The organism is Chitinimonas koreensis, from assembly GCF_014353015.1.
GTDB lineage: Bacteria > Pseudomonadota > Gammaproteobacteria > Burkholderiales > Chitinimonadaceae > Chitinimonas > Chitinimonas koreensis.
This window is the reverse complement of record NZ_CP060704.1, coordinates 3,577,611-3,592,869: the sequence shown is the minus strand read 5'-3', so window position 1 is coordinate 3,592,869 and position 15,259 is coordinate 3,577,611. Positions and strand designations below refer to the sequence as shown.

Below are 15,259 nucleotides of genomic sequence, written 5' to 3'. Positions count from 1 at the left end.
GGTTCCACCCTTCGCGGCTGAAGCCGCTCCTGCAGGTGTCGCCGCCGCGCGCGCCGATCCCTTCGAATCCTTTTCTTTCCGCTCCGCCGCCCCGACGCGAACGCCCCCGTACGGCCGTCCCGGCCTGAATGCGCCGCGACACGGCCGTGCTGCATCGTCGCCGGACTAGTCCTTCCGACCTAGCCGGCCTAGTCCGACTGCCTTCGCCATCTTCCTCCACCGATGAATGGGCCGCCATCCGGCCAGGCCCTAAATTGGCAGCGTCCCAATCGCAGCCGGGGCCGCCGCGGGTGGCCGCCATGGAGAACAACGATGAGTCATTTTCTGGATCGACTGAAGTTCATGTCGCGCGTGCAGTCCACCTTCGCGGACGGCCACGGCGCGGTGGTGGACGAGGACCGCAAGTGGGAGGACGGCTACCGTTCGCGCTGGCAGCACGACAAGATCGTCCGCTCCACCCACGGCGTGAACTGCACCGGCTCGTGCAGCTGGAAGGTGTACGTGAAGAACGGCCTGATCACCTGGGAGACCCAGCAGACCGACTATCCGCGCACCCGGCCCGACCTGCCCAACCACGAGCCGCGCGGCTGCCCGCGCGGCGCTTCCTACAGCTGGTACGTCTATTCGGCCCAGCGCGTGAAATACCCGATGATCCGCGGCCGGCTGATCGAGATGTGGCGCGAGGCGCGCAAGACGCTCGACCCGGTCGCGGCCTGGGCCTCGATCAGCCAGGACCCGGCCAAGGCGGCGCGCTACAAGAGCGTGCGCGGCCAGGGCGGCTTCGTGCGGGCCGACTGGGATACCGCCACCGAGATCATCGCGGCCGCCAACGCCTTCACCATCAAGCAGTACGGCCCCGACCGGGTGGTCGGCTTCTCGCCGATCCCGGCCATGTCGATGGTCAGCTACGCCGCCGGCGCGCGCTACCTGAGCCTGCTGGGCGGGGTCTGCCTGAGCTTCTACGACTGGTATTGCGACCTGCCGCCGGCCAGCCCGCAGATCTGGGGCGAGCAGACCGACGTGCCCGAATCGGCCGACTGGTACAACGCCAGCTACCTGCTGGTCTGGGGCTCGAACGTGCCGATGACGCGCACGCCGGACGCCCACTTCTATACCGAGGTCCGCTACAAGGGCACCAAGACGGTGGCGATCTCCAGCGACTTCGGCGAGATGGTCAAGTTCGGCGACATCTGGCTGGCGCCCAGGCAGGGCACCGACGCCGCGCTGGCGATGGCGATGGGCCACGTGATCCTCAAGGAATTCCACCTCGGCGGCCAGTCGGCCTACTTCCGCGACTACGCCAGGCAGTACACCGACATGCCGATGCTGGTGCTGCTGAAGGAGCGCAACGGCTGCCTGGTGCCCGACCACTTCCTGCGCGCCGCCCACCTGGCCGGCGACCACGGCGAGGCCAACAACCCGGACTGGAAGACGCTGCAGATCGATGCCGCCACCGGCGAGCTGGTGGTGCCCAACGGCGCCATCGGTTTCCGCTGGGGCGAGGACAAGGTCGACGGCGGCGCCAAGGTCGGCCGCTGGAACCTCGAGCTGAAGGACGGCGGCAGCGGCCGCGCGGTCGATCCGCTGCTGAGCCTGATCGACTGCCGCGACGACGTGGCCGGCGTCGGCTTTCCCTACTTCGGCGGCGAGCACGACGAACTGCTGGTGCGCAACGTGCCGGTCCGGCGCATCGCGCTGGCCGACGGCAGCGAGGCGCTGGTCGCCACCGTCTTCGACCTGCAACTGGCCAACTACGGGCTGGACCGCGGCCTCGGCGGCGGCAACGTCGCCGGCAGTTACGACGACGACGTGCCCTACACGCCGGCCTGGCAGGAGAAGCACACCTCGGTGAAGCCCGAACTGGTGATCCAGGTCGCCCGCGAGTTCGCCCAGAACGCCCACGACAGCCGCGGCAAGAGCATGGTGATCGTCGGCGCCGCGCTGAACCACTGGTACCACATGGACATGACCTACCGCGGCATCATCAACATGCTGATGATGTGCGGCTGCGTCGGCCAGAGCGGCGGCGGCTGGGCCCACTACGTCGGCCAGGAAAAGCTGCGGCCGCAGTTCGGCTGGGCGCCGCTGGCCTTCGCCACCGACTGGTCGCGGCCGCCGCGGCAGATGAACGGCACCAGCTTCTTCTACGCCCACACCAGCCAGTGGCGGCACGAGAAGCTCGAGGTCGACGAGATCCTGTCGCCGACCGCCGACCGCGCGCGCTACGGCCACATGAGCCTGATCGACCTCAACGCCAAGTCCGAGCGCATGGGCTGGCTGCCGTCGGCGCCGCAGCTCGAAACCAATCCGCTCGACGTGGTCGATGCCGCGCTGGCGGCAGGCAAGGATCCGGTCGCCTACGCCGCCGAGCAGCTGCAGGCCGGCCGGCTCAACATGAGCTGCGACGACCCGGACAACCCGGCCAACTTCCCGCGCAACCTGTTCGTCTGGCGCTCCAACATCCTGGGCTCCAGCGGCAAGGGCCACGAGTACTTCCTCAAATACCTGCTCGGCACCCAGAACGCGCTGTTCGGCGACGAGGCCGACGCGATCCGGCCCAGCGAGGTGCGCTACCGCGAGCAGGCGGCCGAGGGCAAGCTCGACCTCCTGACCGTGCTCGACTTCCGCATGAGCACCACCTGCCTCTACGGCGACATCGTGCTGCCGACCGCGACCTGGTACGAGAAGGACGACCTCAACACCTCGGACATGCACCCCTTCATCCACCCGCTGAGCGAGGCGGTGCAACCGTTGTGGGAGAGCAAGACCGACTGGGAGATCTACAAGCTGCTGGCGCGCAAGTTCAGCGAGATCGGCGGCGACTACCTCGGCACCCGCAAGGACCTGGTGCTGACGCCGCTGTTGCACGACACCCCGGGCGAGCTGGGCCAGCCGCTCGAGCCGCGCGACTGGAAGCACGGCGAATGCGCGCTGGTGCCGGGCAAGACCGCGCCGAACATGACGGTGGTCGAGCGCGACTACCGCGCGATCTACAAGAAGTTCACCTCGATCGGCCCGCTGCTGGACAAGCTCGGCAACGGCGGCAAGGGCATCAGCTGGGATACCGGCCACGAGGTGCAGGAGATCGCCGGCCTGACCCGCACGGTGACCGAGCCGGGCGTGAGCCAGGGCCGGCCGCGGCTCGAGACCGCGATCGACGCGGCCGAGATGATCCTGACCTTCGCGCCGGAGACCAACGGCCACGTCTCGGTCAAGGCCTGGCAGGCGCTCGGCAAGATCACCGGCCGCGACCACAGCCACCTGGCGGTCGGCCGCGAGCACGACAAGATTCGCTTCCGCGACGTGCAGGCCCAGCCGCGCAAGATCATCTCGGCGCCGACCTGGTCGGGGCTGGAATCGGAAGAGGTCAGCTACAACGCCGGCTACACCAACGTCCACGAGCTGATCCCCTGGCGCACGCTGACCGGCCGCCAGCAGTTCTACCAGGACCACCGCTGGATGCTCGATTTCGGCGAGGGCAGCTGCGTCTACAAGCCGGCCATCGACACCCGCACCGTGGCGCCGATGCTGGGCCGCCATCCGAACGGCGAGCACGAGCTGGTGCTGAACTGGATCACGCCGCACCAGAAGTGGGGCATCCACAGCACCTATTCGGACAACCTGCGCATGCTGACGCTGAGCCGCGGCGGCCCGCACGTGTGGATCTCGGAGGCCGAGGCCAAGCGGGCCGGCATCGTCGACAACGACTGGGTCGAGGTGTTCAACGTCAACGGCACGCTGACCGCCCGGGTGGTGGTGAGCCAGCGCGTGCCGCAGGGCATGTGCCTGATGTACCACGCCCAGGAAAAGATCGTGAACGTGCCCGGCGCCGAGACCAGCGGCAAGCGCGGCGGCATCCACAACTCGGTGACCCGCACCGTGCTCAAGCCGACCCACATGATCGGCGGCTACGCCCAGCAGGCCTACGGCTTCAACTACTACGGCACGGTCGGCAGCAACCGCGACGAATTCGTGGTGCTGCGCAAGATGAAGAAGGTGGCGTGGCTCGAAGGCCCGCGCATCGAGGACGAAGAAGGAGTCGCCAAATGAAGATCCGCGCCCAGGTCGGCATGGTGCTGAACCTCGACAAGTGCATCGGCTGCCATACCTGTTCCGTCACCTGCAAGAACGTCTGGACCAGCCGCGATGGCGTCGAGTACGCCTGGTTCAACAATGTCGAGACCAAGCCTGGCATCGGCTATCCGAAGGAATGGGAGAACCAGGAGAAATGGAAGGGCGGCTGGCGCCGCCGCGCCGACGGCCGGCTGGAGCCGCGCCAGGGCGGCCGGCTGAAGATCCTGGCCAACCTGTTCGCCAACCCCAACCTGCCGGCCATCGACGACTACTACGAGCCGTTCACCTACGACTACGAGCACCTGAAGAAGGCGCCCTTGAGCCAGACGCCGCCGACCGCGCGGCCGGTGTCGGTGATCACCGGCAGGAAGATGGACAAGATCGAGTGGGGCCCGAACTGGGAGGATGACCTCGGCGGCGAGTTCGCTTCGCGCAGCCGCGACGCCTTGTTCGAAGGCGTGCAGAAGGAGATGTACGCGACCTTCGAGAACACTTTCATGATGTATCTGCCGCGTTTGTGCGAGCACTGCCTGAACCCGGCCTGCGTCGCCTCCTGCCCGTCGGGCTCGATCTACAAGCGCGAGGACGACGGCATCGTGCTGGTCGACCAGGACAAGTGCCGCGGCTGGCGCATGTGCATCTCCGGCTGCCCCTACAAGAAGATCTATTACAACTGGCAGAGCGGCAAGGCCGAGAAGTGCACCTTCTGCTTCCCGCGCATCGAGGCCGGCCAGCCCACGGTCTGCTCCGAGACCTGCGTCGGCCGCATCCGCTACCTCGGCGTGCTGCTGTACGACGCCGACCTGATCGAGCAGGCGGCCGCCACCGCCGACGAGCAGGACCTGTACGAGGCGCAGCTCAAGGTCTTCCTCGACCCGCATTCGCCGGCGGTGATCGCCGAGGCGCGGCGGCAGGGCATCCCCGACAGCTGGCTCGAGGCGGCGCGCAAGTCGCCGGTCTACAAGATGGCCTGCGAATGGAAGGTGGCCTTCCCGCTGCATCCCGAGTACCGCACGCTGCCGATGGTCTGGTACATCCCGCCGCTGTCGCCGATCCAGTCGGCCGCCGAGGCCGGCCGCATGCCGCACCGCACCTTCGGCGACAGCATCATCCCCGACGTCTCGTCGCTGCGCATCCCGGTGCGCTACCTGGCCAACCTGCTGACCGCCGGCAAGGAGAAGCCGGTGGTGACCGCGCTCGAACGGATGCTGGCGATGCGCGCCTACAAGCGCGGCGAGGTGCTGCGCGGCCAGGGCGAGGCGGCGCTGCTGCAGCGGGTCGGGCTCGACCCCGCCACGGTCGAGGACATGTACCAGACCATGGCCATCGCCAACTACGAGGACCGCTTCGTGATCCCGACCAGCCACAAGGAACTGGTCGAGGACAGCTTCAACGACAAGGGCAGCTGCGGCTTCACCTTCGGCAACGGCTGCTCGGGCGGCACGTCGGACGGCTCGCTGTTCGGCAAGAAGCCGCAGGGCAGCGTGATCTTCGTCGACATGCCCAAGTCGCGCAAACAGCCGGTGACCACTGAAGAGTAAGCGGCCGGGGAGGGCGGCCGGCCGTCCGGTACGTCGCGCCGTGCCGCTTTCCCCAGTCCGCTTCGAGGAGCACGCCATGAGCCTTTACCGCATCCTGTCCGCCCTGCTGAGCTACCCCGAGCAGGACCTGCTGGACGCCCGCGCCGAGATCGACGCGGCGCTGGCCGAACACCCGGCGGCGCGCGACGCGCTGCAACCCTTGACCGATCTCCTGGCCGGCCACGGCCTGATCGCGCTGCAGGAGAACTACGTCGCCACCTTCGACCGCAACCCGGCCCATTCGCTGCACCTGTTCGAGCACGTCCACGGCGAAAGCCGCGACCGCGGCCAGGCCATGGTCGACCTGCTCGAGGAATACCGCCGCCACGGCTTCGAGCCCGGCGTGGCCGAGCTGCCCGACCACGTGCCGCTGTTCCTCGAATACCTGAGCCTGGTCGAGCCCGAGCTGGCGCAGGCGCTGCTCGGCGACGCGATCCACGTGCTGGCCGCCATCGGCCGCCGGCTGGCGCGCGACGAGAGCCCCTACGGCGCGGCGTTCGCCGTGCTGTGCAGCCTCACGCCGGTGGTGCCGCAGGAACGGACCGACCCGCCGGTGCGCGACATGGACGAAGCGCTGGAGACCTTCGGCCCCGGCGCCGACGGCGTCGAACCGCTGCTCCGGCCGCAGCCGGGCGGCCTGCACACCGTCCGCTTCCATCCCCACGCGCCGCGCGCGCATTGAATCCCGGGAGCATCCCCATGAGCTACCTGCACCAGTTCGTCTTCGGCATCTACCCCTATATCGCGCTGGCCATCTTCCTGTTCGGCAGCCTGGCGCGCTTCGAGCGCGAGCAATACGGCTGGAAGAGCGACAGCTCGCAGCTGCTGCACCGCGGCAACCTGCGGCTGGGCAACATCCTGTTCCACGTCGGCATCATCGGCCTCTTTTTCGGCCACCTGGCCGGCCTGCTCACGCCGGTGGCGGTGTGGGACGCGCTCGGCGTCAGCCACGGCTTCAAGCAGGGCTTCGCCATGGCGGCCGGCGGCGTGATGGGCGGCCTGTGCCTCGTCGGCCTGGCCATCCTGCTGCACCGCCGGCTGGGCGACTCGCGGCTGCGCGCGGTCACCCGTTTCGGCGACAAGGTGCTGCTGCTGTGGATCCTGGCCACGCTGCTGCTCGGGCTGTCGACCATCTTCGTCTCGGCCGGCCATATGGACGGCCACATGATGGTGCTGCTGATGAGCTGGGCCCAGCACGTGATCACCTTCCGCGGCGACGCTGCCGCCTTCGTCGCCGAGGCGCACTGGCTGTTCAAGGCCCACCTGTTCATGGGCATGAGCCTGTTCGTGATCTTCCCCTTCACCCGGCTGGTGCACGTCTGGAGCGGCTTCGCCTCGGTCGGCTACCTGGGCCGCGCCTGGCAATTGGTGCGGCCGCGCTGAACCCCCGCGGCGCCCGCGCGGCGCCGTGCCTCGCGAGGAGAGCGAGATGCCCGTCATCGTCAATGGCGTCGAACTGAGCGACGCCGACATGGAACGCGAACTGCCCGGCCACCGCGATGCGCCCAACCCGCTGCGGCGCGCCGCCACCGCGCTGGTGCTGCGGCGGGTGCTGCTGGACGAGGCGCACCGGCTCGGCCTGCCGGCCGCCGGCGAGGAGGCGGCGATCGCCGCGTTGCTGGCGGCCGAGGCGCCGGTGCCGCTGCCCGACGAGGAGACCTGCCGGCGCCACTACCGCCAGCATCCCGAGCACTTCACCGTGGGCGAGCTGGTCGAGGCCGGCCACATCCTGTTCCAGGTCACGCTGCGGGTGCCGCTGGCGGCTTTGCGCGCGCTGGCCGAGCGCACGCTGGCCGAACTGCTGGCCGAGCCGGAGCGCTTCGAGGAGCGCGCGCGGGCGCTGTCCAACTGCCCGTCGGGCGAGCTGGGCGGCAACCTGGGCCAGCTCGGCCGCGGCGACACCGTGCCCGAGTTCGAGCGGGTGCTGTTCGCCATGCAGCCCGGCCAGATCCTGCCGCGCCTGCTCGAAACCCGTTTCGGCCTGCACATCGTGCGCACCGGCCGCCGCGCCGAGGGCCGGCTGCTGCCCTACGAGCGGGTGGCCGAGACCATCGCCGCCGCGCTGCACCAGGCCAGCCAGGACACCGCCTGGCGCCAGTACCTGCAGCTGCTGGTCGGCCGCGCGCGCATCGAGGGCATCGAGCTCGAGGGCGCCGAGAGCCTGCTGGTGCAGTGAAGTCCAGCCCTCGGCCGCCGCCGTCGTTGCCACGGATGCCATTGCCGTCATTGTCGCCACGGCGGCCATTGCTGCACCGGTCGCCGCCGCCGCACCGGTTGCCCGCGCAGGGTGGCCATTTCATTGGAACCCGCCATGTCCATCGCCTCCTACACCGATTTCCTCCACGCCGCGCGCACGCAGGACCAGCCGCAGCGGCTGCTGTTCGTATTCGCCGCCGGCGAGCTGCCCGAGCAGGCCGACGCGGCCCAGCGGGCGGCCTACGCCGCCGGCCATGGCGGCGCGATCGCGCCCTTGATGTGCGTGGACAAGTCGCCCGACGAGCTGTCCGACTTCGCCGCGCTGCGCGAGGAGGCCGAGGGCCAGCGGCTGGGCCGGCGCTGGCAGCTGATGTTCGCCGCCAGCCTGTCCGGCCGCGGCGGGCAGGGGCCGGGCGAAGTCGAAATCGACCGGCAGCTGCATCGCATGGTCGAGGGCTGCGCCATGGCCGGCTGCAGGGCTTGCTGGCGTTCGATCGGGAGGGGAGTTGCTGGTGTTGCGGTGAGCCGCGGGTTTGGCGGATGCCTCCGCCGCGAACGGCCCAAGCCTGACGCGGACCTAGAAAGGCCCCTCTCCCGTGCACGGGAGAGGCACCCGTTTCTGCCTTGCAGAAACGGGAGGGTGAGGGCTGTGGTTTGATGAACCAGCCCTCATCCGGCCCTCCGGGCCACCTTCTCCCGCGCGCGGAGAAGGAAGCACGCGGCGTTCGGCAGGCAGTGAGCATTCGACGGACGCTCCCTCACCCTAGCCCTCTCCCGGAGGGAGAGGGAACGGCAGCGCGATCTGACGTGGCTGTGGTTTGAAGTTCAGCAAAGGGTATGGCGCCGCATGAATGAAGGGCCGACCGCGACGCTGCACTGCGCCACCCTCTCCCCCGGGAGAGGGCAGGGTGAGGGAGCGGCGGTTCAGTCAGCGCTACCGGTGATGGATTCGACCAGCACTCCTTCACCCCACGCCCCGCCGAAATAACTAGTCCCACCAGCGAATACCCCCGCCCCGGCCACTGCGGACAATGGACGCAAGACTCCCCCGGTTGCCGCCATGAACGCCGACTCCACCCCGCCCGTCCTGATCGACCCCTACCGGCGCCGCATCGACTACCTGCGCGTGTCGGTGACCGATCGCTGCGACCTGCGCTGCACCTACTGCCTGCCCAAGGGCTTCAAGGGCTACGAGGAGCCGGCCAACTGGCTGTCCCACGCCGAGATGGCCCGGCTGGTCGGCCTGTTCGTGCGGCTCGGCGTGCGCAAGGTACGGCTCACCGGCGGCGAGCCGCTGCTGCGGCGCGGCGTGACCGGGCTGGCCGCCGCGCTGGCGGCGCTGCCCGGGCTCGACGACCTGTCGCTGTCGAGCAACGGCACCCGGCTGGCGCAGCATGCGGCGGCACTCAAGGCGGCCGGCGTGCGGCGCCTCAACGTCAGCCTCGACACGCTCGACCCCGGCTGCTTCGCCCGCATCACCGGCCGCGACTGCCTGGCCGACGTGCTGGCCGGCCTCGCCGCGGCCAAGGCGGCCGGCTTCGCGCCGATCAAGCTCAACATGGTGGTGCAGGCCGGCGTCAACGAGGACGACGTGGTGCGCATGGCCGGCTTCGCGCTCGAGCACGGCTTCGTGCTGCGGCTGATCGAGCCGATGCCGGTCGGCGACACCGGCCGCGCCGCGCGCGGCATCGACCTCAGCGCCTTCGGCCTGCGGCTGGCCGAACGCTTCGGCCTGCTGCCCGAGATCAAGGGCCAGGGCGCCGGACCGGCCCGCTACTGGGTGGCGCCGGCCGGCGGCATGAGCCTGGGCGTGATCACGCCGATGTCGCAGCATTTCTGCGCCGCCTGCAACCGGGTGCGGCTCGGCGTCGACGGCACGCTCTACCTCTGCCTGGGTCAGGACGACCGGGTGCCGCTCGGCGCCCTGATGCGCGCCGGCGCCGACGACGGCGAACTGACCGCCGCCATCCTGGCCGGCATCGCCGCCAAGCCCGAGCGGCACGACTTCGGCAGCCAGCCGGCCAAGATCGTCCGCTTCATGGCGCAGACCGGGGGCTGAGATGCACGACCTCGAACGTTTCATCGACGGCTTCCAGCGCTTCCAGCGCCAGTATTTCGCGGTCGACCCCGCCCTCTACTGCGATCTGCGCCAGGGCCAGCACCCGAGCACGCTGCTGATCGGCTGCTGCGATTCGCGGGTCGACCCGGCCCAGTTGCTCGGCTGCGATCCGGGCGACCTGTTCACCATCCGCAACGTCGCCAACCTGGTGCCGCCGTGCGAGATCGGCCGCAGCCACCAGGGCGTGTCCTCGGCGATCCAGTTCGCGGTCGACCAGCTCGCGGTGTCGCGCATCATCGTGCTCGGCCACGCCCAGTGCGGCGGCATCCGCGCGCTGTTCGAGCAGCGCTTCGCCGAGCCGGCCGACCCCGCGCGGCCCGACTTCATCGGCCGCTGGGTGCGCATCGCCGAGCCGGCCCGCCGCCAGGTGATGCGGCAAATGCCAGACGCCGGCACCGCCGCCCAGCGCCGCGCCTGCGAGCTGGCCGCCATCCTGGTCTCGCTGCGCAACCTGGAGACCTTCCCCTGGGTGCGGCGGCGGCTGGAGGCCGGCGAACTGACGCTGCACGGCTGGTATTTCGATCTCGACGCCGGCGCGCTGCTGGCCTATTCGCCGCGCGCCGACGCCTTCCTGCCGCTGGTCAGCCCGCTGCTGGAGGAGGTGCGATGAACGCCGTCTTCGGCCTGGTCGGCCGCTCGGGCAGCGGCAAGACCACCCTGATCGAACGGCTGCTGCCGATCTGGGCGGCGCGCGGCCTGCGCGTCAACGTGATCAAGCACAGCCACCACGACGTCGAGCTGGAACCGGCCGGCAAGGACAGCGCGCGCTTCCGCGCCGCCGGCGCGGCCGAGGTGCTGCTGGCCTCGCCCTACCGCTACGCGCTGTTCCACGAGCTGCGCGGCGCGCCGGAACCCGGTCTGGACGAACAGCTGGCGCGGCTGGCGCCGGCCGACCTGACGCTGGTGGAGGGCTTCAAGCAGTGCGCGATCCCGCGGCTGGAGGTCTACCGGCCGGACCACGGCCACCCGCCGCTCTACCCGCTGCTGCCCGGCCTGCTGGCCGTCGCCAGCGACCGCCATTTCGATTGTCCCTTGCCGCTGCTCGACCTGAACCAGCCCGAGGCGATCGCCGTGTTCATCGAAGCCCGGCTGGCGCTGGCCCGGCCGCCCGCTCCCGCCCCGACGGAGGAAAGGCCATGACGCTCCAGACCATCCGCATCCTGTATTTCGCCCGCCTGCGCGAGGCGTTCGACCTCGACGGCGAGGTGCTGGCGCTGCCGCCCGGCTGCGCCGACGTGGCCGGCCTGCTGGCCTTGCTGCGCGCCCGCGGCGGCGCCTGGGCCGCCGAGCTGGCCGAGGGCCGGGTGTTCCGCGTCGCGGTGGAGCAGGACATGGCCAGGCACGACACCGCGCTGGCGGCCGGCGCCGAGGTGGCGATCTTCCCGCCGGTGACCGGCGGCTGAATGAATCGAAAGACGCCGGTGCCGTACGGCACCGGCGGTGACCGGAACGAAGGTCGGGATCAAAGGAAGGGTAGCGGACTGCGCGTCACCGCCACCGCGACGATGTAGCCCACGCAGGCCAGCGCCGCGGCCAGCCAGGCCAGCCGGCGCGAGACCGGCAGCTGCGGCGCCAGCGCCCGCTTGCCCAGCAGCACGTAGGCCGCCAGCGCGATCACCTTGGCGGTGAGCCAGGCCTGCTGGAACGGATACTGGCCGCTGAGCCAGGCCAGGCTGACCGCGGCGGCCAGCAGCAGGCTATCGTTGAGGTGCGGCAGCCAGCGCAGTGGCGGCCAGCGCCGCCAGTCGATGCAGGCCAGCGCCAGCCCGCCGCGCAGGGCGAACAGGCCGATGCTGAGCAGCGCGCAGGCGATGTGCAGGTGGCGGATGGTGAGGTAGCTCATGGATGCGGATGCAGTGAACGAGCCGGCGCGACGACCGGCGATACGACAAGGATAGGGCGGCCGCGGCATGGCCGCCTTGCACTGGATCAAGGCGATCGCGGCCGGGCGGGCAGACACTCGCGGCAAGCCGCCACGATGGCCGGCAAGGAGGACACAGGTGATGAATCGATCCGGTAACAACCCGGCCCAGGCCGCGGAGCTGCCCTCGCTGCGGCACCGGCTGTCCACCCGCATCGTCGCCAGCGCGCTGGCGGCGCTGCTGGTGGTGCTCGGCATGATCGGCTGGACGCTGTGGCTGTCCTGGCAGCTCGAAGGCGCCGGCGCCGCCATCAACGACGCCGGCAGCCTGCGCATGCGCGCCAGCCGCGTCGGCGTCGTCCTGCTGCAGGCCGGGCCGGTGCACGCGGCCGAGGCGCGCGACGACCTGGCGGCGCTGGCCGACACCCTGCAGCAGCTGCAGCGCGGCGTGCCGTCGCGGCCGCTGTTCCTGCCGGCCGGCAACGCGATCCGCGCCCAGATGGCGCAGGTGCGGCAGCTGTGGCAGGCCCGCCTGCAGCCGGCCGCCGAGCACGCGCTGGCCGGCGGCGGCCAGGCCGACTACCTGGCCGCGCTGCCCGGCTTCGTCGCCGAGGCCGACGCGCTGGTGCACATGATCGAGGTCGACAACGCCGGCAAGACCACCCTGCTGCGGTTGTCGCAGTCAGTGCTGATCGGCATCGCCTGCATCGGCACGCTGGCTGTGATCTACCTGCTCTACCTGTGGATCATCTCGCCGGTGATGCAGCTGCAGGACGGCCTGCGCCGCATGGCGGCGCACGAATTCGGCGTGCGGCTGCCGGTGGAGAGCCGCGACGAGTTCGGCGTGCTGGCGCAGGGCTTCAACCGCATGGCCGACGAGCTGGCGGAGCTGTACCGCGAGCTGGAGGAGCGGGTGCAGCGCAAGACCGCCCAGCTGGCCCAGCAGAACCGCGAACTCGGCGCGCTGTACGACATGGCCGCCTTCCTCAACCAGCCCTGCGATATCGACGCGCTGTGCCGCGGCTTCCTGCAGCGGGTGATGCGCCAGTTCGACGCCGACGGCGGCAGCATCCGGGTGATCGACCCGCTCGGCGAGAAGCTGCACCTGGTGGTGTCGGAAGGGCTGTCGGAGGCGCTGGAGGAGGCCGAGCACTGCATGAAGATCGACGCTTGCTTCTGCGGCGAGGCGACCCGCGAGGGCGTGGTGGTGATCCGCGACTTCCGCAAGCTGCCGCGCCAGGTCGAGTACAACTGCGCCAGGGAGGGCTTCAAGGGCCTGGCGGTGTTCCGGGTGGTGACCGGCGACGAGGTGCTCGGCGCTTTCTCGCTGCATTTCCGCGGCAGCCACGAGGTGCCGGCGGCCGAGGCGCAGCTGCTGGAGACGCTGGGCCAGCACCTGGGCGTGGCGCTGGACAACCGCCGGCTCGGCGCCAAGGCGCGCCAGCTGGCGGTGGCCGAGGAGCGCGGCCTGGTGGCGCAGGGCCTGCACGACAGCATCGCCCAGGGGCTGAACTTCCTGAACCTGCAATTGCAGATGCTCGACGGCGCGGTGGCGCGCGGCGACCTCGGCGAGATCCGCTTCATCGCGCCGATGCTGCGTGCCGGCGTGGACGAGAGCTACCAGGACGTGCGCGAGCTGCTGCTCAATTTCCGCAGCAAGCTCGGCCAGGGCGAATTGCGCGCCGCGGTCGAGGACACCGTGGCGCGCTTCCGCCGCCAGGCCGGCATCGAGGCGGCGCTGACGATCAACGAGCTCGACGGCGCGCCGCTGCCGCCCGAGCAGCAGCTGCAGGTGCTGTTCATCCTGCAGGAGGCGCTGTCCAATGTGCGCAAGCATGCGCAGGCGCGCCACGTGACGGTGCAGATCGGCAATCATCGCGATTTCGAGCTGACCATCCGCGACGACGGCCGCGGCTACGATCCGGCCGAGGTGGCCGGCCGCGGCGAGCGCCACGTCGGCCTGCACATCATGCGCGAGCGCGCGGCGCGGCTGCATGCCGTGCTGGAGCTCGACGCGCGGCCCGGCGCCGGCGCCAGCGTCCGGCTGGTGCTGCCGCAATCCGAACGCCAAGTCGCCTGAACCTCTGGGAAAGATCATGACCATCCGCATCCTGCTGATCGACGACCACAGCCTGTTCCGCTCCGGCGTGCGCCAGCTGCTGCAGCGCGAGACCGACCTGGAGATCGTGGCCGAGGCGGCCGACGGCGTGGAGGGCGTCAAGCGCGCCAAGGAATTCGCGCCCGACGTGATCCTGCTCGACCTCAACATGCCCGGCCTGTCGGGCCTGGAGACGCTGCAGCTCCTGGTGCAGGACCTGCCCGACGCCGCCGTGCTGATCCTGACCGTGTCGGAGGACGCCGACGAGCTGGGCCAGGCGCTGCGCAGCGGCGCGCGCGGCTACCTGATCAAGAGCATCGAGGCCGAGGCGCTGGTCGCCGCGGTGCGGCGCGTGCACCGCGGCGAGCCGGTGATCGCCGACAGCATGACGGCCAAGCTGGTGGCCCAGTTCCGCGCCCAGCCGGCGGGGCCGGCGGCCGGCGCCGGCCCCGCCGCCGAGCGCGACCGGCTGACTGCGCGCGAACGCGAGATCGTGCAGTGCCTGGCGCGCGGCGAGAGCAACAAGCAGATCGCCCGCCGACTCGACGTGGCCGAGAGCACGGTCAAGATCCACGTCCAGAACATTCTCAAGAAGCTGAACCTGACCAGCCGGGTGCAGGTGGCGGTGTATGCCGTCGAGCACGGCATCGGCGACGGCGCGGCCTAGATCGCTAGCTGGATCGCCGCCTAGATCGCCGTATAGCGGCCGGGCCGGTGGTTGACGGCGATCACCAGGTTCATCGCCGCGGCGCCGAGCACCGACAGCAGCACGCGGCGGCCGTCGAGCGCCAGCAAGGCGCCGCACAGGATCAGGCCGTCGGCCGCCATCTGCAGCTGGCCGGCGCGCCAGCCGCGCTTGTCCTGCAGGTAGAGCGCCAGCACCCCTATGCCGCCGAGGCTGGCGCGGTGGCGCACCAGGATCAAGAGGCCGGTGCCGGCCAGGAGCCCGGCCAGCACGGCGGCGAAGGCCGGGTCGAGCCCGTCCAGCCGGATGAAGCGCGGCAGCCACTCGCTGTAGACCGACAGGAGGCTCACCGCGGCGAAGGTCTTGACCGTGAACACCGGCCCCATGGCGCGCCAGGCGAACAGGTAGCAGGGCAGGTTGAGCGCGAAGAACACCGCGCCGAACGGCTGCCCGCTCAGGTAGTGGCCGAGGAAGGCCAGCCCGGCGGTGCCGCCGGTCAACAGGCCGGCCTCGCGCAGCAGCAGCACCGACACGGCCACGAACAGGCCGCCGATCAGCAGCGCCTGCAGGTCTTCGAACCAGGCATGGGAAGCGGTGGCGGCGGCGGTGGTCATGGCGGGTCCGGCGGAGGAGGGGGCGCCGCCAT

The 15,259-nt window shown here is 70.5% G+C and carries 14 protein-coding genes; 12 read left to right on the top strand and 2 right to left on the bottom strand.

Going from position 1 to position 15,259, the window contains the following annotated elements; translation table 11 throughout:
- Positions 1 to 312: 312 nt before the first annotated feature.
- The 10 genes from H9L41_RS14855 to moaD all read left to right on the top strand — a co-directional run bounded on the left by H9L41_RS14855 (position 313) and on the right by moaD (position 11,372).
- Positions 313 to 4,050, top strand: a complete 3,738-nt coding sequence (locus H9L41_RS14855) for a nitrate reductase subunit alpha (protein ID WP_028444484.1) — start codon at positions 313 to 315, stop codon at positions 4,048 to 4,050.
- Positions 4,047 to 5,615, top strand: a complete 1,569-nt coding sequence (gene narH, locus H9L41_RS14850; protein WP_028444483.1) for a nitrate reductase subunit beta — start codon at positions 4,047 to 4,049, stop codon at positions 5,613 to 5,615. Before H9L41_RS14855 ends, narH begins: the two co-directional genes overlap by 4 nt.
- 76 nt (positions 5,616 to 5,691) lie before the next feature.
- Positions 5,692 to 6,336, top strand: a complete 645-nt coding sequence (gene narJ, locus H9L41_RS14845) for a nitrate reductase molybdenum cofactor assembly chaperone (RefSeq protein ID WP_028444482.1) — start codon at positions 5,692 to 5,694, stop codon at positions 6,334 to 6,336.
- 17 nt (positions 6,337 to 6,353) lie between these two features.
- Positions 6,354 to 7,037: a respiratory nitrate reductase subunit gamma gene (narI, locus tag H9L41_RS14840; RefSeq protein ID WP_028444481.1), complete on the top strand. Its 684-nt coding sequence runs from the start codon at positions 6,354 to 6,356 to the stop codon at positions 7,035 to 7,037.
- Positions 7,038 to 7,083: 46 nt separating this feature from the next.
- Positions 7,084 to 7,830, top strand: a complete 747-nt coding sequence (locus H9L41_RS14835) for a peptidylprolyl isomerase (protein WP_028444480.1) — start codon at positions 7,084 to 7,086, stop codon at positions 7,828 to 7,830.
- Between the two features lie 135 nt (positions 7,831 to 7,965).
- On the top strand, positions 7,966 to 8,508 hold the full coding sequence (locus H9L41_RS14830; protein ID WP_265583799.1) for a hypothetical protein: 543 nt from the start codon (positions 7,966 to 7,968) through the stop codon (positions 8,506 to 8,508).
- 402 nt (positions 8,509 to 8,910) lie between these two features.
- Positions 8,911 to 9,909: a GTP 3',8-cyclase MoaA gene (moaA, locus tag H9L41_RS14825; RefSeq protein WP_028444478.1), complete on the top strand. Its 999-nt coding sequence runs from the start codon at positions 8,911 to 8,913 to the stop codon at positions 9,907 to 9,909.
- Position 9,910: 1 nt separating this feature from the next.
- Entirely contained in the window at positions 9,911 to 10,579 is a 669-nt protein-coding gene (locus tag H9L41_RS14820) for a carbonic anhydrase (RefSeq protein ID WP_028444477.1), read from the top strand.
- On the top strand, positions 10,576 to 11,109 hold the full coding sequence (mobB, locus tag H9L41_RS14815) for a molybdopterin-guanine dinucleotide biosynthesis protein B (RefSeq protein ID WP_028444476.1): 534 nt from the start codon (positions 10,576 to 10,578) through the stop codon (positions 11,107 to 11,109). Before H9L41_RS14820 ends, mobB begins: the two co-directional genes overlap by 4 nt.
- Positions 11,106 to 11,372 (top strand): molybdopterin converting factor subunit 1, encoded by a 267-nt coding sequence (gene moaD / locus H9L41_RS14810; RefSeq protein WP_028444475.1) that lies wholly within the window; start codon positions 11,106 to 11,108, stop codon positions 11,370 to 11,372. Before mobB ends, moaD begins: the two co-directional genes overlap by 4 nt.
- 59 nt (positions 11,373 to 11,431) lie before the next feature.
- Here the strand turns inward: moaD and H9L41_RS14805 are convergent, their stop codons facing one another.
- A complete protein-coding gene (locus H9L41_RS14805) occupies positions 11,432 to 11,812 on the bottom strand; it encodes a SirB2 family protein (protein ID WP_028444474.1) in 381 nt (126 codons plus the stop codon).
- A 160-nt stretch (positions 11,813 to 11,972) separates the two neighbouring features.
- On the opposite strand from H9L41_RS14805, the gene H9L41_RS14800 reads away from it, so the two are divergent.
- Both H9L41_RS14800 and H9L41_RS14795 read left to right on the top strand, forming a co-directional pair.
- Positions 11,973 to 13,910, top strand: coding sequence for a type IV pili methyl-accepting chemotaxis transducer N-terminal domain-containing protein (locus H9L41_RS14800; protein ID WP_034605858.1), 1,938 nt, complete (start codon positions 11,973 to 11,975; stop codon positions 13,908 to 13,910).
- Positions 13,911 to 13,926: 16 nt separating this feature from the next.
- On the top strand, positions 13,927 to 14,595 hold the full coding sequence (locus H9L41_RS14795; RefSeq protein WP_028444472.1) for a response regulator: 669 nt from the start codon (positions 13,927 to 13,929) through the stop codon (positions 14,593 to 14,595).
- 20 nt (positions 14,596 to 14,615) lie between these two features.
- Here H9L41_RS14795 and H9L41_RS14790 read toward each other — a convergent pair whose 3' ends face one another.
- Positions 14,616 to 15,227, bottom strand: coding sequence for a YitT family protein (locus H9L41_RS14790; protein WP_028444471.1), 612 nt, complete (start codon positions 15,225 to 15,227; stop codon positions 14,616 to 14,618).
- Between the last annotated feature and the right edge of the window lie 32 nt (positions 15,228 to 15,259).